The 17,689-nt window shown below is 66.5% G+C and carries 20 protein-coding genes and 1 pseudogene; 11 read left to right on the forward strand and 10 right to left on the reverse strand.

From position 1 onward, the window contains the following. On the forward strand, positions 1 to 209 hold a 209-nt coding region (locus MKL11_RS04980), incomplete at its 5' end, for an aldehyde dehydrogenase family protein (protein ID WP_243940843.1). An 84-nt stretch (positions 210 to 293) separates the two neighbouring features. Here the strand turns inward: MKL11_RS04980 and MKL11_RS04985 are convergent. Further along, complete coding sequence (locus MKL11_RS04985) at positions 294 to 953, reverse strand: response regulator (RefSeq protein WP_243940845.1); 660 nt, start codon at positions 951 to 953, stop codon at positions 294 to 296. Positions 954 to 1,141: 188 nt separating this feature from the next. Beyond that, positions 1,142 to 1,663, reverse strand: coding sequence for a TetR/AcrR family transcriptional regulator (locus MKL11_RS04990; RefSeq protein WP_243940847.1), 522 nt, complete (start codon positions 1,661 to 1,663; stop codon positions 1,142 to 1,144). 108 nt (positions 1,664 to 1,771) lie between these two features. Between MKL11_RS04990 and MKL11_RS04995 the strand changes: the two genes are divergently transcribed. Further along, positions 1,772 to 2,560, forward strand: coding sequence for an SDR family NAD(P)-dependent oxidoreductase (locus tag MKL11_RS04995; RefSeq protein ID WP_243940850.1), 789 nt, complete (start codon positions 1,772 to 1,774; stop codon positions 2,558 to 2,560). Between the two features lie 130 nt (positions 2,561 to 2,690). On the opposite strand, the gene MKL11_RS05000 is transcribed toward MKL11_RS04995, so the two are convergent. Together MKL11_RS05000 and MKL11_RS05005 are read right to left on the reverse strand one after the other, a co-directional pair. Further along, positions 2,691 to 3,689: an alginate O-acetyltransferase AlgX-related protein gene (locus MKL11_RS05000; RefSeq protein ID WP_243940852.1), complete on the reverse strand. Its 999-nt coding sequence runs from the start codon at positions 3,687 to 3,689 to the stop codon at positions 2,691 to 2,693. 420 nt (positions 3,690 to 4,109) lie between these two features. Continuing rightward, the gene (locus MKL11_RS05005) at positions 4,110 to 5,030 is read right to left on the reverse strand and encodes a LysR family transcriptional regulator (RefSeq protein ID WP_243940854.1); all 921 of its coding nucleotides are present in this window, start codon (positions 5,028 to 5,030) and stop codon (positions 4,110 to 4,112) included. A 108-nt stretch (positions 5,031 to 5,138) separates the two neighbouring features. Here MKL11_RS05005 and MKL11_RS05010 point away from each other — a divergent pair, with 108 nt between their 5' ends. Then, positions 5,139 to 6,134, forward strand: a complete 996-nt coding sequence (locus tag MKL11_RS05010; protein ID WP_243940856.1) for an aldo/keto reductase — start codon at positions 5,139 to 5,141, stop codon at positions 6,132 to 6,134. 281 nt (positions 6,135 to 6,415) lie between these two features. On the opposite strand, the gene MKL11_RS05015 is transcribed toward MKL11_RS05010, so the two are convergent. Then, positions 6,416 to 7,567, reverse strand: a complete 1,152-nt coding sequence (locus MKL11_RS05015) for a M20 family metallopeptidase (RefSeq protein ID WP_243940858.1) — start codon at positions 7,565 to 7,567, stop codon at positions 6,416 to 6,418. A gap of 146 nt (positions 7,568 to 7,713) precedes the next feature. Here MKL11_RS05015 and MKL11_RS05020 point away from each other — a divergent pair. From MKL11_RS05020 to mqo, 3 genes and pseudogenes are all read left to right on the forward strand, one after another. Further along, positions 7,714 to 8,114, forward strand: a pseudogene (locus MKL11_RS05020) (IS3 family transposase); the annotation flags it as partial. A 198-nt stretch (positions 8,115 to 8,312) separates the two neighbouring features. Further along, entirely contained in the window at positions 8,313 to 8,834 is a 522-nt protein-coding gene (locus MKL11_RS05025; protein ID WP_243940859.1) for a lipocalin-like domain-containing protein, read from the forward strand. 579 nt (positions 8,835 to 9,413) lie between these two features. Continuing rightward, positions 9,414 to 11,144 carry a malate dehydrogenase (quinone) gene (mqo, locus tag MKL11_RS05030; protein WP_243940861.1) on the forward strand — a complete coding sequence of 577 codons (1,731 nt, stop codon included), beginning with the start codon at positions 9,414 to 9,416 and terminating at the stop codon, positions 11,142 to 11,144. A 152-nt stretch (positions 11,145 to 11,296) separates the two neighbouring features. Here mqo and MKL11_RS05035 read toward each other — a convergent pair whose 3' ends face one another. Together MKL11_RS05035 and MKL11_RS05040 are read right to left on the reverse strand one after the other, a co-directional pair. After that, positions 11,297 to 11,554, reverse strand: a complete 258-nt coding sequence (locus MKL11_RS05035) for a hypothetical protein (protein WP_243940864.1) — start codon at positions 11,552 to 11,554, stop codon at positions 11,297 to 11,299. Positions 11,555 to 11,688: 134 nt separating this feature from the next. After that, positions 11,689 to 11,901 (reverse strand): hypothetical protein, encoded by a 213-nt coding sequence (locus MKL11_RS05040; RefSeq protein WP_243940866.1) that lies wholly within the window; start codon positions 11,899 to 11,901, stop codon positions 11,689 to 11,691. 416 nt (positions 11,902 to 12,317) lie between these two features. Between MKL11_RS05040 and glmS the strand changes: the two genes are divergently transcribed. The 4 genes from glmS to MKL11_RS05060 all read left to right on the forward strand — a co-directional run bounded on the left by glmS (position 12,318) and on the right by MKL11_RS05060 (position 15,489). Further along, a complete protein-coding gene (glmS, locus tag MKL11_RS05045; RefSeq protein ID WP_243940868.1) occupies positions 12,318 to 14,144 on the forward strand; it encodes a glutamine--fructose-6-phosphate transaminase (isomerizing) in 1,827 nt (608 codons plus the stop codon). Between the two features lie 131 nt (positions 14,145 to 14,275). After that, positions 14,276 to 14,482 (forward strand): transposase, encoded by a 207-nt coding sequence (locus tag MKL11_RS05050; RefSeq protein ID WP_279600279.1) that lies wholly within the window; start codon positions 14,276 to 14,278, stop codon positions 14,480 to 14,482. A gap of 376 nt (positions 14,483 to 14,858) precedes the next feature. Next, positions 14,859 to 15,047: a hypothetical protein gene (locus tag MKL11_RS05055; protein ID WP_243940870.1), complete on the forward strand. Its 189-nt coding sequence runs from the start codon at positions 14,859 to 14,861 to the stop codon at positions 15,045 to 15,047. Positions 15,048 to 15,336: 289 nt separating this feature from the next. Next, on the forward strand, positions 15,337 to 15,489 hold the full coding sequence (locus MKL11_RS05060) for a BON domain-containing protein (protein WP_243940872.1): 153 nt from the start codon (positions 15,337 to 15,339) through the stop codon (positions 15,487 to 15,489). A gap of 247 nt (positions 15,490 to 15,736) precedes the next feature. Here the strand turns inward: MKL11_RS05060 and MKL11_RS05065 are convergent, their stop codons facing one another. The 3 genes from MKL11_RS05065 to MKL11_RS05075 all read right to left on the reverse strand — a co-directional run bounded on the left by MKL11_RS05065 (position 15,737) and on the right by MKL11_RS05075 (position 16,702). Beyond that, the gene (locus MKL11_RS05065) at positions 15,737 to 15,946 is read right to left on the reverse strand and encodes a hypothetical protein (protein WP_243940874.1); all 210 of its coding nucleotides are present in this window, start codon (positions 15,944 to 15,946) and stop codon (positions 15,737 to 15,739) included. Positions 15,947 to 16,024: 78 nt separating this feature from the next. Then, complete coding sequence (locus MKL11_RS05070; RefSeq protein ID WP_243940876.1) at positions 16,025 to 16,204, reverse strand: hypothetical protein; 180 nt, start codon at positions 16,202 to 16,204, stop codon at positions 16,025 to 16,027. A 111-nt stretch (positions 16,205 to 16,315) separates the two neighbouring features. Then, positions 16,316 to 16,702, reverse strand: a complete 387-nt coding sequence (locus MKL11_RS05075; protein ID WP_243940878.1) for a hypothetical protein — start codon at positions 16,700 to 16,702, stop codon at positions 16,316 to 16,318. Here MKL11_RS05075 and MKL11_RS05080 point away from each other — a divergent pair. After that, positions 16,692 to 17,645 (forward strand): hypothetical protein, encoded by a 954-nt coding sequence (locus MKL11_RS05080; RefSeq protein ID WP_243940880.1) that lies wholly within the window; start codon positions 16,692 to 16,694, stop codon positions 17,643 to 17,645. The two genes, MKL11_RS05075 and MKL11_RS05080, sit on opposite strands and share 11 nt — an antisense overlap. The last annotated feature ends 44 nt before the right edge of the window (positions 17,646 to 17,689 follow it).

Genomic DNA, 17,689 nt, shown 5'->3' on the forward strand with positions numbered 1-17,689 from the left:
ACTTCTACACCCGCGACCTCGGCCGCACCTTCCGGGTCGCCGAGGCGCTGGAATACGGCATGGTCGGCATCAACGAGGGGATCATCACCACCGAGGTGGCGCCCTTCGGCGGCGTGAAGGAATCCGGCCTCGGCCGCGAGGGCTCCTACCAGGGCATCGAGGATTACCTGAACACCAAGTACCTCTGCGTCGGCGGCCTGGGCGCCTGAGGGCGCTGGCTTTCTCCAAGGCGGGGTGGACGGACGGTCGGCCACAGCGTGAGAAGCGGGCGGGCGCCTTGAAGGCCCCGCCGGTCAGGCCGGATGCGCGTTGTGGATCTGGTCGAAATCCAGCGCCGCCGTGTCGATCACGATCTGCGTCCGGCTGATCACTTCGAGCTTGCGCAGGATCTCCGAGACATGGGCCTTCACGGTCGAGTCGCCGACCTGAAGCTCATGGGCGATCTGCTTGTTGAGCTTGCCCTGGCGGATCATCATCAGCACCCGCAATTGCTGCGGGGTCAGGCGAGCGAGGCGCTCGGCGAGCGGCGCCTTCTTGGCGTGGGGCGACGGCGCGCTCGCCTCGGCGAGGCCGGGCGGCACGAACAGGGCGCCGCTCAACACCTCGCTGATCGCCCGGGTCAGTGTGGTCTTGTCCATGGCCTTGGGCACGAAGCCGGCGGCCCCGTGCTGCAGGGCCTCGCGGACGATGCGCGGGTCCTCGTGGCCCGAGACGATCAGGATCGGGATGCGCGGGAACCGGGCCCGGATCGTGACCAGCCCGTCGAAGCCGGTGACACCCCGCATCGACAGGTCGAGGAGCGTGAGGTCGATGCCGCGGTTTTCCGCGAGCACCGCGCAGGCGGGCTCGATCCCGTCGGCCTCGTGCAGGACGGCGTCCGGATGGGCGAGGCGGATCGTGGCCGCCAGGGCATCACGGAACAGCGGGTGGTCGTCAACGATCAGGAGATGCACGGACGGCGCGGTTCCTCGCTCGAGATCCGCATGTGGGGCCCACGGGACGCCCGAAAACTGATCGATGTGGCCCCCCAGCGCAAGCGGGTCCTGAGAACGCCGCTCGGGTGGCCTCTGCCCGGATTCCGCATCCGGCTCCCGACGCAGGCGGTTCATTCGACCGCCCCCGCGGGTAAGGCCCGGTCGATTCAGGCGCGGGTCTGCGCCAGCACGTCGTCCGACAGCGCCGGATCGTCGCTCATCCGGACCGGGATCATCGCGCCGACCATGGCGGCCCAGCTTCCGATCGCGGCTTGGCGGGCGGCCTCCGAATCCGCCGTGCCGGCGCCGTTGCAGAGCCGGGCGATCTGCCGGTGCAGGCCCTCGGTCATCGCCGCCCGCGCCTCCAGCGGCTGCCGGATCGTCTCCGAGACGAGCGCGGCCACCGGGCAGCCGCCCGCGGGATTGTCGCGATGGACGGGGCCGAGGTAGCCCGCCGCGTCGTCGGACAGCACCACGGGCTCCGGCGCTACCACCAGCGCGGCCAGGGTCGCGGCGATCAGACCGCCCTTGGACCGGAAGTGGCCGTAGAAGCCGTCATGGGTGAGGCCCGCCTCCCGCATCACCTCGGCCACGGTCACCGCCGCGAAGCCGCGGGCGCGGAACAGCCGCCCGGCCGCTTCAAGGATCCGGCGGCGGTTCTCGGCGATCTGCTCGCGGCTGACCTTCATGTGCGCAATCTCACGCCTGCGGGACGAGGCTCGCTTGACCGGAATCATGATCATCATCATGTTCAATATACATGATGATGATCATGTTTAGAGACAGGAATCTCGCCCATGTCCAGCAAGCCTGCCATCCTCGTCACCGGCGCCTCCTCGGGCATCGGTGCGGTCTATGCCGACCGCTTCGCCCATCGCGGCCACGATCTCGTCCTGGTCGCCCGCGACGGCACCCGCCTGGAGGCGCTGGCCGAGCGCCTGCGCCGGGAGGCCGGCGTCGCGGTCGACATCGTCCAGGCCGACCTGACCCGGCCGGCCGACCTCGCCGCCGTCGAAGCGCGCCTGCGGGAGGATGCCCGGATCGGCGTGCTGGTGAACAATGCCGGCGCGGCGCTCACCGGCAGCTTCGTCGACCAGGGGCCCGATCAGATCAGCGGCTTGGTCGCCCTCAACGTCACCGCCCTGACCCGCCTCGCCGCCGCGGTGGCACCCCGCTTCGTCGCGGCCAGCAGCGGCACCATCGTCAATATCGGCTCGGTGGTCGGCTTCGTCCCGGAATTCGGCATGGCGGTCTACGGCGCCACCAAGGCGTTCGTGCAGTATCTCAGCCAGGCGCTCCACACCGAACTCGGGCCGAAGGGCGTCTACGTGCAGGCGGTCCTGCCGGCCGCGACCCGGACCGAGATCTGGCAGCGCGCCGGCATCGACGTGAACGCCCTGCCGGCGGTCATGGAGACCGGCGCCCTGGTCGACGCCGCGCTCGCCGGTTTCGACCGGCGCGAGACCGTCACCATCCCGCCCCTGCCCGACGCTTCGCAGTGGGATGCCTACGACCGGGCGCGGGCCGCGATGATCCCGAACCTCAACCAGGCTGAGCCCGCGGAGCGCTATCGCGCGCGGGTCTGATGGCGCTTGCCCGCGCCGCTCGGCCGGATCAGGCGGCGCGGCGCGCGTTCCGAAACGCGAGCGTTCTGGACGGACGTTGTCCCGATTGGGAGGGCGGTAGTCGGATTGCCCGCCCGGCAGGTTCGGCATTCTAGGCCGAGGCAAGTTCTTCGGCGAACCGTTCGGCTGCGTCGCGCTCCAAGCTCCAGTTATCGTCAGGAACCCGGAACACGAACCGCTCCACCATCTCGGAGAGGACCAAGTCCGGTCGCACCCGCTCAATGTAGGCGAAGTCGATCTGCGTACTCCAGATGAAATGCAGCTCGCGGAATGTTTCGGCCAGCATGATCGCCAACTGAGTTGGGGCGACATGAGAATAGCTATCGCCGAACAACACCATTCGTCGGGAATCCGACGAGGTCTCGTTGCGGTAAATGACGTGCGAGCCGGTGTGCAGCGTGCCGATCTGCCCGATCCGTTCCCTGTGCTCTACGATCGGACTGGCGTAGACCCGGACCGCGTCACGCTGCACCAAGTGCATCGTGGCGCCCTCGGTGATCCGCGGTCTGCATACAGAGCCAAGGTCACCTGAAAAGTCCGCGAACCACTCTGTCCGGCGCTCGTGGAAATCCCGGACCGGGCGCGCCCCGAACGCCCGGCAAATTTCCTTGTAGCCAATCAGCCGGCCCTCGAAGTTCCAGTGCGTATCGGTGCGGTGAAACAATTGCTGATCGTCTCTCCGGCGACGCATCGGGGTGACCAAGTCAATCATGGTCTTGCGCCACCGCGCCTGGCGGCGCAGATATTGCGGGAGCCTAGCAATCCGTAGAGGAAACCGGCGATAGTACGGATCCTCGTGATAAAGCCTAAAGGCTGGCGATAATCGCCAATTCACCTGCAAATCTAGTAAGTCATTGTCATAAATTGAAACTTTTTCCGGTATAGTGATATGTTTATAGACGATGTTAGCTGATCTAAGGCGGCGTTCACGTTTGTGTATGGCGTCTCGCCATTGCCAGAGCAGCCATTGAATGGATGGGACATCACGGTATTGCAAGAAAACATCATTCGATCCGCCAACTAAATAGAGCTGATCTTCATGCCCAATGTGAATATGGGCTGGAACGTGTGTGCTCGTGATGTCGATCAACTAAAAAATCTTCCCGTTGTCGGCACATAAGGTCCGCTTGATTCAGGCCAAATCTTTTTTCCCTAATCGCGACGATTGAGCCGCGCTCGGTCGTGTCCAATCTGATCTCAGCAAAATTCGCAAAGCATAGGAGATGATAAATTCGAGCGCGCCTTCGAAATTGTCAAGCAACGTGCTCGAAGTAAATCTATCTTTTGAATGATCTTATAGAATGAAAGGTACTTCTATAGAATATGATAATTTCGTAACGCATTTGTTATGAATCAGATAATGTTATATTATAGACGTATTGCGTTTTATGTTTTCTGGGGATGATCATCGCCCGTTCGTGTCCCGCAGGCCAATGAGTGCGTTGGAAGATCCCCACGGCAGGCGCGATGGGGTGAAATTCGGTCTTCGGATCAGAATGGGGGTTCGATCCTACGCAACCGCCCCCGGTGATCGCTCACCCACGCCCTCGGCCCGCACGAAATCGAGGAACGCCCGGAGCACCGGCCGCATCAGCCGGCGGCTCGGGTAGTAGAGGAAGAAGCCGGGGAAGCGCGGGCACCAATCCTCCAGCACGCGGACCAGCCGGCCGGTTGCGAGATCGTCCGTGACCTGGGCCTCGAACACGTAAGCGAGGCCGGCGCCCATCCGCGCCGCCTGCGCAATCAGGCGCATATCGTCGAGGATCAGGCTGCCGGAGACCGCGACGGCCACGGCCACGCCGTCCTTCTCGAGGTCCCAGCGGTAGAGGGTGCCGCCGGGAAAACGGCGGTTGATGCAGGCGTGGTCGTAGAGATCCCGCGGCGTGACTGGCCGGGGGTGCTGCGTGAAATAGGAGGGGGCGGCCACGATGGCCGCGCATTGCGCCGGCCCGAGCGGGACCGCGATCATGTCCTGCTCCAGGCTCTCCTCGAACCGGATGCCGGCATCGAAACCGTCCGCCACGATGTCGCGCAAATCGTCCTGCGCCCGGATCTCGATCGCGACATCGGGATGCGCCCGCATGAACGTCACGGCGAGCGGCAGCAGCAGCATCTCGGCGGCCGAGTGCGGCACCGAGAAGCGCAGCGTCCCCGAGAGTCGCTGCTGCGAGGCGGTGGCGTTCTCGACCGCCTCGGCGATCGCCGCCAGCGCCGGTTCGAGCCCGTCGAGCAGGCGCCGTCCAGCCTCGGTCGGGGCGACGCTGCGGGTGGTCCGGGCCAGGATCCGGATCCCCAGGCTCGCTTCGAGGCCGTAGATCGCGTGGCTCACCGCGGAGACGGACAGGCCGAGATCACGGGCTGCGCCGCGAAAGCTGCGGCGCGCTGCAACGGCCGAAAAAATCGACAGGGCGGGGAGATCGGTGCGTTTCACTGTTGCGCCGGATAGGACAGGCTGCGCTGCAAAACACGGATTATCCTATCGCAGGCGTCTGCGCAGAGTCCGGGCGGCTTCGGCCAGGGGACTCACAGGGAAAGTCTCATGCAACAGCGTCGACTCGGTTCCGAACTCTCCGTCTCCGCCCTCGGCCTCGGCTGCATGGGCATGAGCTTCGCCTATGGCGGCCAGCCGGAGGCGGAGGCCATCGCCACCCTGCGCCGGGCGGTCGATCTCGGCATCACCTTCTTCGACACCGCCGAGATGTACGGGCCGTTCGAGAACGAAAAGCTGGTCGGCAAGGCCCTGGCTCCGGTCCGAGATCAGGTCGTCATCGCCACCAAGTTCGGCTTCAAGATCGCGGACACCGGCCAGGGCCGGGACCGGATCATCGGCGTCGACAGCCGGCCCGAGCATGTCCGCGCGGTCTGCGATGCCTCGCTTCAGCGTCTCGGCGTCGAGGTCATCGACCTGTTCTACCAGCACCGGGTCGATCCCGCGGTGCCGATCGAGGACACGGTCGGCGCGATGGCCGATCTCGTGCGCGCCGGGAAGGTCCGGACGCTGGGCCTGTCGGAGGCCGGCGCCGCCACGATCCGGCGTGCCCACGCGGTCCATCCGATCGCCGCGGTGCAGAGCGAGTATTCCCTGTGGAGCCGCGAGCCCGAGGCGGCGGTGCTGCCGACCTGCGTCGAGCTCGGCATCGGCTTCGTGCCCTACAGCCCCCTCGGCCGCGGCCTGCTCACCGGGGCGATCCGCGACCGCGGCAGCCTCGCGGAGGACGATTTCCGCCGGACCCTGCCGCGCTTCGAGGCGGAGAACCTCGCGGCCAACCAGAGGCTGATCGACGCCCTCGCGACCATGGCGGCCGACAAGGGCGTCACGCCGGCGCAGCTCGCCCTGGCCTGGGTGCTCCACCGGGGCGACGGCATCGTGCCGATCCCCGGCGCCCGCAAGATCCGGCACCTCGAGGAGAACGCCGCCGCGGCGGCGATCGTGCTAAGTGCCGACGATCTCGCCGCCATCGACACGGCGATGCCGCCCGAGGCGATCAGCGGCCGCCGCTACACCGACGCGGCGCTGGCCTTGGTCGACGGCTGAGCGCGGGCCGGAAGAGCGATGACGCGCCGCTGCCCCAAGCCCGGCAACGAGGGGCACGGCTCGAAGCGAGACTGACAACGGCACTCCCATCCTCGACCTCATCCTGAGGAGCCCGCGTCAGCGGGCCTCGAAGGAGCCCTCCAGGAGGCACGTGGCTGGCTGGAGGGCTCCTTCGAGGCCAGGCGATCTGCGATCGCCCGGCACCTCAGGATGAGGAGGAGATTTGGATTCTTGTTGTTCGTCAACGTCCTGCGACCGAGATCACGCGGTCGAATACATATTCAAGCCGCCGCGATGGTCTCGGCGATGGCCCGCGCCCGCGGGACGAGGCTCGCCACCTCCAGATACTCCTCGGGCGAGTGCGCGTGGCCGCCGACCGGGCCGACCGCGCACAGGGTCGGGCAGCCGACGCTCGCGGTGAAGCCCGAATCGGCGCAGCCGCCGGCGAACTCGCCCTCGATCCGGTTGCCGTGCCCAGCGCTGACCCGGGCGTAGGTCTCGAACAGCGCGCGCGAGGCCGCGTCCTGCACCAGCGGCAGGAACTCGCCCGTGATGGTCAGCTGCCCACGGGTGTCGGGCACCGTCGCGGCCGCCACGATCGCCGCGATCCGGCTCATGGCGGCGTCGCGGTCGGGCGGGGTGACGTAGCGCAGGTCGATCTCGCAGATCGCCCTCGGCGCCACGGTGTTCACCGACTGGCCGCCCGAGATCAGCCCGACATTCACCGTGATGCCGCGGTCGAGATCGGTGAGCGCGTGGAGCGCGATGATCTTGTGGGCGAGTTCCCCGATGGCGCTGCGTCCATCGGCGTAGTTGCCGCCGGAATGGGCGGCGCGGCCCAGAACCTCCAGGTGCATGAACACGCCGCCCTTGCGGCCGGTGACGACGTTGCCGGTCGGGCGTCCGGGCTCCGCGTTCAGCACGGCGCGGGCGCCGCGGGCGGTCTCCTCGATGATCGGCCGGCAGGCCGGCGAGCCGATCTCCTCGTCGCTGGTGAACAGGCCGACCAGCGGCACCGGCGCGCCGCCGGCCCGCTGGAAGGCTGCCAGCACAAAGGCATTCATCACCAGCCCGGCCTTCATGTCGGCGACGCCCGGCCCGTAGGCGCGGCCCTCAGCGATCCGGAACGGCCGATGGGCGACCTCGCCCTTCGGAAAGACGGTGTCGCGATGGCCCATCAGCACGATCGGGCGGTTGGCGCCCCCGGACCCGGCAACCTGCGCCTTCAGCGCATCGCCGTAATCCTCCACCGGGATGGTGGTCACCGAGACGCCGTGCTCGGCCAGGAAGAAAGCGACGCGCGCGCCCACCGCATCCACCCCGGCCTTGTCGTAGGAGCCGGAATCGATGTTCACCAGCTCCGCGAGCAGGGCCAGCATCGCGCCCTCCTGCCCTTCCAGCCAGCGGATCGCGGCGGCGTCTCTCTCGGTCATCGGGGCCCGGCAAAAAAGTCGGATGAAAACACCTCTCAAAGTCCATCATTTCACGTCTGCTTGCCACCTCAAAGTCGGGTGAAACGTGATCTGGGCCCGTGGGCGTGATCCGCCCTGAGGGATGGCTTTTGAGCCGACGGAGAACGGAACCGATGGCCGCATCGATCAGGTCGATCGTCGTGACCGAGATGGCGTACGATCGCCGGCGGACAGAGTACGGCAGCTTGAAGTCCGATTGAGTCAGGCGGATGAAGGATCCTGAGACGGAGCACCAGCGTCTCGGGCGGGCGCTCGCAGATCTGGCGCTCGACAAGCTGATCTTGCAGGAGGCGTCTCGAGGAAGGCGTCTCGAGCCCCGCGCGCCGACGCGCCTGTGTCGAACACATCATGCTGACGATGCACGCCTCCGAGCGTCGCGCCTGCCGGGCGATCGATCAGCATCCCTTATCCTGAGCCTGTCGAGGCATCGACACCGCGCAAGGTTCCGTGGGGCCGCGACGACGAGGAGGCACTGACAGCTGACGTCGTCACGTTGGCCGAGACGTACGAAGCCGCGCTCCGGTCGCTCGACCGACACGGCGCATCCCCCGCTCCCAGGTTCGCGCGACCGAGATCTGCTACAGGGGCGCTGCACGCCGTCTTCCCGGGGGCGGCCGTCCGTTGCCGGAAGGGATGAACTGCCTTGGAGAGACTCGGCCCCCCGATCGGGTCAGGTGTCGACGCACGCTGGAAGGAGGATCACGGGATGACGAACTTCTCCGCGACGCTCGCGGCTGCCCTGCTCATGGCCGCGTCCCCCGGTCGCGCTGCCGAGGCCCAGCCCCAGGCTCATGCCGACGAGAACGATCTCGCCGAGAAGATCACCGGGACCTGGGAACTCGTCTCCTACCAGGTGGAGGACAAGGCGACCGGGGCGCTCATCGACGCCATGGGCAGCGCGCCGCGGGGCCGGGTGATCTTCACCAGGGACGGCTGGGTCGCGTTCAACCTCGAAGGCACCGATCGCAAGCCCGCCGAGACCGATGCCGATCGCGCCGCGCTGATGCAGACGCTGGTCGCCTATATCGGTCGGTACCGGATCGAGGGCGACCAGTGGATCACTCAGGTCCAGACCGCCTGGGCGCCGGAATGGGTCGGCACCGAGCAGCGGCGGTCGATCACGGTGAACGGCGACGAGGCGAACGTGACGACGCCGTGGCGCATCATGCCCAACTGGGATGCCGGCCGGCTCTCGCGCAGCATCATCCGCTTCCGGCGCGCCCGCTAGAGCTGTTCCCGGTCGCGTTGCGACGGGGAACGGCTCTACGTCTTTGATGTAACGCGCTCGCTTACGCCGAACCGGTATCCACTTCGGCGGCGAGCGCTCTAGCGATCGGCGCCGTCAGGCCCCGCGCCGCAAGCCGGGCGGCGTGCAGCCCGGCCGAATGTCCAACACCACAGATTGTTCTTTCAGACCTCATCCTCTAAGACGCGGTCACCGACCCGCTGAATCAAATCGGTCAGCGTGTTTCCACCTTCGGCGGTCGCCGATCTCTGGGCGATCTTCGGAGTCGGCTCTGGCTCTATTCGGCGTTACCGTGTCGAACTCAGATTTTGGTTAACAGAGACGGATTCGATTCTAGATTGGGCTTTTGAAAGCTGCTTTTCCCGCCGCTGAGGAAGCCCTTCCGGCCGAGAAATATAAAAACGATCGTACAAGATCGATCACGCTTCGCGTGCCGCATCATCTGCGGGGGAACGTTCCGGAAGGCTGGACGCGCGGGATTCCCGATCGTCTCGAACCGATGCCTTCTGTGCCGGGTCGTGCCAGCCGAGCATGCCCGATACGCAACCGAGAGATTTGGCGATGCGTGCCGACGACACCAACAAGCCCCTTTCCGAGCGCGCGTCGCAGGACACGATCGCCCTCAGCCGCCGGCAACTGCTCGGAACGGCGGCGACCGGGCTCGCGGCCGCCGCGCTGCCGAGTTCCCTGGCCTTCGCGGACAGCGCCGACGGCAAGGTCGACGTGCTGCTGATCGGCGGCGGCATCATGAGCGCCACCCTCGGCGTCTGGCTGAACCAGCTGGAGCCGACCTGGTCGATCCAGATGGTCGAGCGCCTGGATCAGGTCGCGCTTGAGAGCTCTAACGGCTGGAACAATGCCGGCACCGGCCACTCAGCGCTGGCCGAGTTGAACTACACCCCCGAGAAGAAGAACGGGCAGATCGAGATCGCCAAGGCGGTGGAGATCAACGAGGCCTTCCAGGTGACGCGCCAGTTCCTGGCCTCCCTGGTCAAGACCGGGGTGCTGAAGAACCCCCGTTCGTTCATCAACTATACCCCGCATATGAGCTTCGTCTGGGGCGACGACAACATCACCTACCTGAAGAAGCGCTGGGAGGCCCTGAAGGCCAGCCCGCTGTTTGCCGGTATGAAATATTCGACCGATCCGGAGCAGCTCAACACGTGGGTGCCCCTCATGATGGAGGGGCGCGACCCGAACCAGAAGATCGCCGCCACCTGGACGCCGCTCGGCACCGACGTCGAATGGGGCGAGGTCACCCGCCAGTACGTGTCGTATCTGCAGGGCCAGCCGAGCTTCAAGCTGAACCTCTCCACCGAGGTCGAGGGCATTACCAAGAACGCGGATGGCTCCTGGCGGGTCACCTCCCGCAACCTCAAGGACGGGTCCCGGCGCAGCGTCGACGCCAAGTTCGTGTTCATTGGCGCCGGCGGCGGCGCCCTGCACTTGCTGCAGAAATCCGGCATCCCGGAGGGCGAGGATTACGCCGGCTTCCCGGTCGGCGGCTCGTTCCTGATCAACGAGAACCCGGACGTGGCGACGTTGCACCTCGCCAAGGCCTACGGGAAGGCATCGGTGGGCTCCCCGCCGATGTCGGTGCCGCACCTGGATACGCGGGTGCTCGGCGGCAAGCGCGTCATCCTGTTCGGCCCGTTCGCGACCTTTTCGACCAAGTTCCTGAAGGAGGGCTCGTATCTCGATCTCCTCAGCTCGACCACGACCAGCAACATCTGGCCGATGGTCCGGGTCGGTGTCGACGAGTTCCCCCTGGTCGAGTACCTGGCCGGCCAGCTGATGCTGTCGGACGATGACCGGATCGCGGCCCTGCGTCAGTATTTCCCGAAGGCCAAGAAGGAGGAGTGGCGCCTCTGGCAGGCGGGTCAGCGCGTGCAGATCATCAAGCGCGACAAGGACAAGGGCGGCGTGCTGAAGCTCGGCACCGAGATCGTCAACGCCAAGGATGGCAGCATCGCCGCCCTGCTGGGAGCTTCCCCGGGCGCCTCGACGGCGGCGCCGATCATGCTGCAGGTGCTGGAGAAGGTGTTCGCCAAGAACGTCGCCACGCCCGAGTGGCAGGCGAAGATCCGGCAGATGGTCCCGAGCTACGGCACCAAGCTCAACGACGATCCCGACCGGGTCGCCCAGGAATGGGCCTATACCAGCGAGCAGCTGCAGCTGCCGGCGCCCCCGCAGATCGACAAGGCGGCGCTCAAGGCGGTGCCGGCCAGCAGTACCGTGCTGAACAGCAGCAACACCCCGGTCCCGGCGCCGGTCCACGATCTGGCCCCCTGAGTCCGATCGGTCCCGGGTCTCGCGCGCTTGCGAGAAGCTCGGGACCGACCCGAGCGCGCGCGCCGCCGAAGTGGATACCGATTCGGCTTAAGCGCGCGCGTCAAATCAAGGGCGTAGACCCGTTTCCGATCGCACCGCGATCGGGACCAGGTCTAGCGGGCCGCGCTGCTCGCGAGGTGGAGCCAGCCGAAATCCACCGGATAACCGAGGCCATGGAGCATCTTGACTCGCTTCCACGAGGCCGAGCGGGCCGACGCCTCGTCCTGTCCGGCCTCGATCTCCGCGGCTTCCATGTCCTGAAGCTCGCGGGTCAGTTCTTCGCGCAGGCCCGTCGCCCTCATGGCGCCGAGCGCCGCCGTGAACGCCTGTTCGGTGACCCGCACCTGATCGCAGATTTGACGCACGCTCATCAGTCCTGAGCCCTCTCACGCTACAGTTGGACTGCTGTTTGGCAGTCACCGAACGCTAGCATTCGCCTCCGCAACGGTAGACCTACGCCTTTGGTGTAGACAAGTTTAGTGTCAGACGTGGTCAAGTTCGTTCTCTACCGCTGCGGGAGAGAGCCGAGGCGGCGTGCCACGCGGGACGGGCGGCGCCAGCGCCGCTTACGTCCGAAGGTCCGGCGCGGGTCGAGGATGCCGGCGGCGAGATCATCCTTCTGGACGATCCGGGGCTGCACGGCGGCTCCGATCGCCACCAGTGCGGCCGATCCGATCAGCGCGACGATCGCGGCGCCCCAGAAAAGACTCTCGAACATCTGGTCCTTCCGGTCGGCTCTTCCTCATATAGGCCTGAAGTCTGATTCAAATTGCGGCAAAATCTGGACTTAGCAGAACATTTTGCACACTCATCAATATCCACCGGGACCGCCGGAGCGAAAGCGGCGGCGGCACGGACTGTTCGACCAGTCTTCCCATCCTCGATCCGGATCATGGCACGAAGCTCGATCAGATGGAGGAGGCGGCCGTCGCGCTGGGAGGGCGGCTTTGCATCACCTTCAAGGAAGCCTGAGCTCAGGGAACGCAGCCGAGGCCGCCCAATCTCATTGGGGGTGGCCCTGTGCGGCCACGTTCCGGTACAAGCGACACTCGGCCCCGCGTTGCGCGGGGCGGCCTGGACCTTGCGCGGCATGCCCGCGCTCAACGGCCGGGCGTTATAGCGAGAGACACGTCCATGTGCGGCATCGTCGGCATCGTCGGGCGCGACGCGGTGGCGGGGCAGGTGATCGAGGCCCTGCGGCGGCTCGAATACCGCGGCTACGATTCCGCCGGCATCGCCACCCTGGAGCACGGGCGACTGGAGCGGCGCCGCGCCTCGGGCAAGCTCGTCAACCTGGAGGCGCGGCTCGCGCAAGAGCCGCTCACGGGCACGATCGGCATCGGCCACACCCGCTGGGCGACCCATGGCCGGCCGAACGAGACCAACGCCCACCCGCACGCCACCAAGCGGCTCGCCGTCGTCCATAACGGCATCATCGAGAATTTCCGCGAGCTGAAGCACGAGTTGGAGGCGGACGGAATCGTCTTCGAGACCGAGACCGACACCGAGGTCGTGGCCCAGCTGGTCAGCCGCAACATGGACCGGCAGATGAGCCCGGTCGATGCCGTGGCCGCCGCCCTACCGCGGCTGCGCGGCGCCTTCGCGCTGGGCTTCATCTTCTCAGGCGAGGAGAACCTGCTGATCGGCGCCCGCCATGGCGCGCCGCTCGCGGTCGGCTTCGGACAGGGCGAGACCTATCTCGGCTCGGACGCCCTGGCGCTCGCCCCGTTCACCGACGCGATCACCTATCTCGACGAGGGCGACTGGGCGATCCTGACCCGGGACGGCGCCGAGATCCGCGATCAGTCCGGCGCCCGCGTCGAGCGCCCACGCCAGAAGATCGCCACGCAGGCCTACCGGATCGACAAGGGCGAGTACCGCCACTTCATGGCGAAGGAGATCCACGAGCAGCCCGAGGTGGTGGGCCGCACGCTCGCCCACTACGTCGACATGGCCAACGGCCGCGTCATGCTGCCCGAGGCGCTGCCCTTCGACTTCGCCAAGCTCAGCCGCGTCTACATCACCGCCTGCGGCACGGCGTTCTATGCCGGGCTGGTGGCACGCTACTGGTTCGAGCAGGTGGCGCGCCTGCCGGTGGAGATCGATGTCGCCTCCGAGGCCCGCTACCGCGAGGCGCCCCTGGAGAAGGACGGGCTGACCCTGGTGATCTCGCAATCGGGCGAGACCGCCGACACCCTGGCTTCGCTCCGCTACGCCAAGTCTCAGGGCCAGCACACGCTCTGCGTCGTCAACGTGCCGACCTCGACCATCGCGCGGGAATCCTCCGTGGTGATGCCGACGCTCGCCGGCCCGGAGATCGGCGTCGCCTCGACCAAGGCGTTCTCGTGCCAGCTCACTGTGCTGCTGTGCCTCGCCATTGCGGCCGGCCGCGCCCGCGGCACCCTCGACGCGGCCGGCGAGCGCCGGCTGGTCGACGCGCTGATCAAGGCGCCGGGCCTGATGGCCGAGGCGCTGACCCGCGAGCCGGAGATCGAGCTCCTGGCCCGGGACGTCGCGAAGGCGCGCGACGTGCTCTATCTCGGCCGCGGCACCAGCTACCCGATGGCGCTGGAGGGCGCGCTGAAGCTCAAGGAGATCAGCTACATCCACGCCGAGGGCTACGCCGCCGGTGAGCTGAAGCACGGGCCGATCGCGCTGATCGACGAGAGCGTGCCGGTGATCGTCATCGCCCCCCACGACGCGGTGTTCGAAAAGACGGTCTCGAACATGCAGGAGGTGGCCGCCCGGGGCGGGCGCATCGTGCTGATCGGCGACGCCAAGGGCGCGGCCGAGCACGGGCTCGACACCATGGCCACCGTGACCATGCCGGACCTCGACGCCACGGTGGCGCCGATCGTGTACGCGGTGCCGATCCAGCTGGTGGCCTACCACACGGCGGTGTTCATGGGGAAAGACGTCGACCAGCCCCGGAACCTGGCGAAGTCGGTCACCGTCGAGTAGCCGAACGCACGAGGGTTGCGACGACGTAGAGAGCAAAAGTAGTCCGTCCAGAAATGAGGGTGTGTCGTCATGCGGAGGTTCCCGCAGGCGGGGGATTTTGATTCAAGGGGTCAACGATTTTGCGTTGACCGATGCGCGGCGATGCCTTTCGAGACGATCAATCGGATCGGATCCGGGACCTGTTGCCGGGCCGCCGCGGCATGGTCGGGTTGACGGCCAAGGACAACCGCCTGTGCGTCGAGCCGCTGGTGTACCCCTGCGGTGCCGGCACCGCTTGGCGCGACCTGCCCGAGGGCTTCGGCGCGGGAACCAAGGCGTCGCGCCGCTTCAGCTGCTGAGCGCTTGCGGGCGTCTTCAGGCGGGTGTTCCGGTATCTGTGTGCAGACGCCGGCAACGAGGCCCGATGATCGGCTCGACCGTCAGCACAGCGTCGGCGCCCATAAAATCTGGGGCGGACCAAGCCATCGGCCGGTCCCGCGGCGGCTTGAGCACCAAGATCCAGGCTCCGTCGAGCGGATGGCTGCCCCGGACATCGCCTCACCAAGCAACTCGACGATACCGGGAGATGATCCAGTCGGCTTGGCTAACCGAGATGGCGTTCGCGCGCGACCGTGGTCCTGCAAACCAGCAGCCTTAAGGCCGCCGTGCTGGCCGGCGGGGACCGGCGGAGGATTGGCATGCCGCGCGCGCTTTCGGGCGGACGAAGAAGCCAGATTGACCAGATTGTCGATCCCGACCGATCCGCGTTGTGCCGACATCCTCCTCCTGGTCCACGAGGATATCTGCGACACCCCGCGTATCCGGGCGGTGCCGACCCACGTCATCGAAAGCATCCACGCGGTGGCTCCCAAGCTTCAGCCCACGGATACCGGCAAGCCGAACATCCAGGCCATCATTGGCTGACCGGGCACGCGCCGCCGGCATCGGTCATGGCGCGTCATGGCTACTGTCGAAAGAGCGGCAGTGCGGGCGAGGATTGTGGGAACTGGGTTAAATTTTCCGACCGCAGGAGAGAAGAATTTCAATCTGAAGGCAGTCCGAGGGGATAGATTGCAATGCGGTGGCCTGAGCCCGTATTTAAGTGGACAAACCCCATATTTGCATGGCCCATCTATTGGGTCGAGCCACCCGCTTGCCTCCGAGCAGATCCGGCAACCGTTCGCTGAAGAGTTCGCGAAGCAGGCGAGCCACCATGTTCAGCGACGAGAGACTGGTCCGGGACGTGCTCGCGGAACTCGCCTGGGACCCGAGCATCGCGGCGACGAAGCTCGGGGTGACCGCGAAGGATGGCATCGTCACGTTGGCCGGGCCTGTCGACGGCTTCGCGCAGAAGCAGGCCGCCTGACGGGTAAACGGGATCAAAGCCCTCGCCGAGGAGATTGCGGTGGACCTGCCCTTCGAGCATCGCCGCGGACATCGCTACAGCCGTTATCAACCGGTGGGCTGGGACGCCGCGATCCTCCCGGTCACGGCGCAGGTGCAGGATGGCGGGTCTTGGCCATCCCGAGCATCGCACGGACGCGCCTCTCCGCGCCGGGGACTGACCGGCTCAGGCGGGGTCTGCAGGGAAGTCTACGGTCGGCGCCCAGCACTCATCGCAGTGTTGGTGACTCGCCGGCCTTCAGATGACGGTCCTCGCCCTCGGGACCGCCGAGGGAGACATGCGAATTCAGGCGTCCGAGGTGTTCGAAGACGTGCTCGAAAGCGCGGGTGACCGCCTCGTCGAAGGAGCCGTCGCGCTGACCCTGTGAAGCTTTCAGGGCGCGGAGGAGGTCCTGGTGTTTCTCGTGGTCGCTCGACATATCATTCCTCCCACTGATCCTAGCGTCACGAGGGGCCAAGTACTGGTGTCGGCATCGGTTCCTGCCAAAGACCCGTGGCTAACGGTTTGCTGTTGCCGCGACCGTGTTCTTGGCGATCCAGACCGCGAGCGGAATTTCCGTGAGGGGGCGATCACCGAGGAGCTCGCGGGCGACCAGGGCGAAGGCGATGCATTCCTCGCCTTTGACTTCGTCTTCGGCTGCCTTGGCGGTCCAGGCGAGAAGCTCGGCCCAGCGCACCCGCTGCGCGGGAATGATGTCCCTCAGGACAGCCTCCTCGCGCTGCTTTTTGGTTCCAAGCGTGGCGTCGCCCGGCTCGAACCACGATTGAAGGAACGCGTATTCCTTCGGTCATAGCTTCGAAGCGGCAAGCGCGGCCGCGACGGCCTTCTCCGACTGCCGTTCGGCTGGGACATCGGCGAGCAGTGCTGCGATGAGCGTTTCCGTGCTCACCCGATCAGGCCGAATCTGAACGGGACTCACCGCCTCGAGGAACTGCACCAGGCCGAAGGGCGGTGGGGCCTGTCGGTCCAGATTGTCCGCGAGCCGGTGTGCGACGATGGCCTGCACGATCTCGGGCGAGGCATCGAAGCCATCGATGTAATATTCGATCTCGCCCAACAGTTGGTCGATCGCGCGCCTGCTGAGATCCTCGCGGATCCAGGCATCCCGCACACCAAAGCCTTGCTTGACGAGGAGCGAGGCCAAAGCCAGTTTGCGCCCGCGCTTGAGCGTCACGAAGACGCTCTGCGCGCCGGCTCCGTCGCATCCCGAGGCGATGACCGAAGCGATTTGCACCGCCGGTTTCTTCGCTGGTTACAGCCGCGTTGCCGACAGGCACGGAGGCGGCATCCAGGATCGCTTGCACGCCTTCTTCGAGCCACGGCCGCATCAGCACGATGCGCTCGACGCTCATGGCCGAAACGGCCGCCTGTTTGGCGGCAGCCGAAAGGCCTTGCGCCACCTGCCTGGCGATGGCGGGATTGGGGTGGAGCAACCAGCCGAGCGCGGCCTCGCGCATCGACGGGACATCCGATGTCCCCAACGCGCTGACGATCACGAGACGCTGGTCCTCCGGAAAGGCGGCGATCTGCTCGGACAACTGCCCATGGACCAGGAAAGGGTCATGGTCGAGAGCCTCTGCCAAGGATGCAAGGTGCGCGGCGATGTCTTCGGGACTCAGCGCCTGCGCGGCTGCCTGCTCGGACAGGTCGACGGTGAGCGCGCGCAATTCATCACCGAGATCGAGCTTGGCAGCCGCGAATTGCTGGGCGAGCAGCAACATCACCTCGGGCGGCAAACGGCCAGCCTCGGCGGCCCGGATGAGCGTCCGCCGGATCTCCGCCACGAGACCGACCGCGTGATCGCCGCCACCGCTTTCAAGCGCCATACGGGCTTCTTCGAGAGCCTGCCCGACCATGAAGAGAAGCACCTGGCACAGGGCTTCGTCGGGCCGCTTCTTGCCGACCTCGGCAATCAGGATGTCGAGGACGACAACGACGGCGTCCGGCTTCTCGGACAAGGCGAGGCCGACGGTCTGCAATTCGGCCGTCATCTGTCCCCGCCGAAGATCGCCGGCGACGCGCTTGGCAAGCTGGAGAAGCTTGGCCCGGGGGGAGTTCGCCGCGGCGGGCATCGCGGATTCGTGGATGTCGCGTTGCCAATTGATCCGACGATTTAGAGATCAGATCAATCCGCCGTGCCCTCGTGCCAGCAGCCTGAGAC

It is taken from the genome of Methylobacterium sp. J-077, assembly GCF_022829365.1.
Lineage (GTDB): Bacteria > Pseudomonadota > Alphaproteobacteria > Rhizobiales > Beijerinckiaceae > Methylobacterium.

Bases quoted from the DNA above. Each gene is read 5' to 3' on its own strand.
- MKL11_RS05035 (WP_243940864.1), bottom strand. From the start codon at position 11,554: ATGAGCGTGCGTCAAATCTGCGATCAGGTGCGGGTCACCGAACAGGCG.
- glmS (WP_243940868.1), top strand. From the start codon at position 12,318: ATGTGCGGCATCGTCGGCATCGTCGGGCGCGACGCGGTGGCGGGGCAG.
- MKL11_RS05025 (WP_243940859.1), top strand. From the start codon at position 8,313: ATGACGAACTTCTCCGCGACGCTCGCGGCTGCCCTGCTCATGGCCGCG.
- MKL11_RS05060 (WP_243940872.1), top strand. From the start codon at position 15,337: ATGTTCAGCGACGAGAGACTGGTCCGGGACGTGCTCGCGGAACTCGCC.
- MKL11_RS05040 (WP_243940866.1), bottom strand. From the start codon at position 11,901: ATGTTCGAGAGTCTTTTCTGGGGCGCCGCGATCGTCGCGCTGATCGGA.
- mqo (WP_243940861.1), top strand. From the start codon at position 9,414: ATGCGTGCCGACGACACCAACAAGCCCCTTTCCGAGCGCGCGTCGCAG.
- MKL11_RS04995 (WP_243940850.1), top strand. From the start codon at position 1,772: ATGTCCAGCAAGCCTGCCATCCTCGTCACCGGCGCCTCCTCGGGCATC.
- MKL11_RS05065 (WP_243940874.1), bottom strand. From the start codon at position 15,946: ATGTCGAGCGACCACGAGAAACACCAGGACCTCCTCCGCGCCCTGAAA.
- MKL11_RS04990 (WP_243940847.1), bottom strand. From the start codon at position 1,663: ATGAAGGTCAGCCGCGAGCAGATCGCCGAGAACCGCCGCCGGATCCTT.
- MKL11_RS05010 (WP_243940856.1), top strand. From the start codon at position 5,139: ATGCAACAGCGTCGACTCGGTTCCGAACTCTCCGTCTCCGCCCTCGGC.
- MKL11_RS05050 (WP_279600279.1), top strand. From the start codon at position 14,276: ATGCGCGGCGATGCCTTTCGAGACGATCAATCGGATCGGATCCGGGAC.
- MKL11_RS05015 (WP_243940858.1), bottom strand. From the start codon at position 7,567: ATGACCGAGAGAGACGCCGCCGCGATCCGCTGGCTGGAAGGGCAGGAG.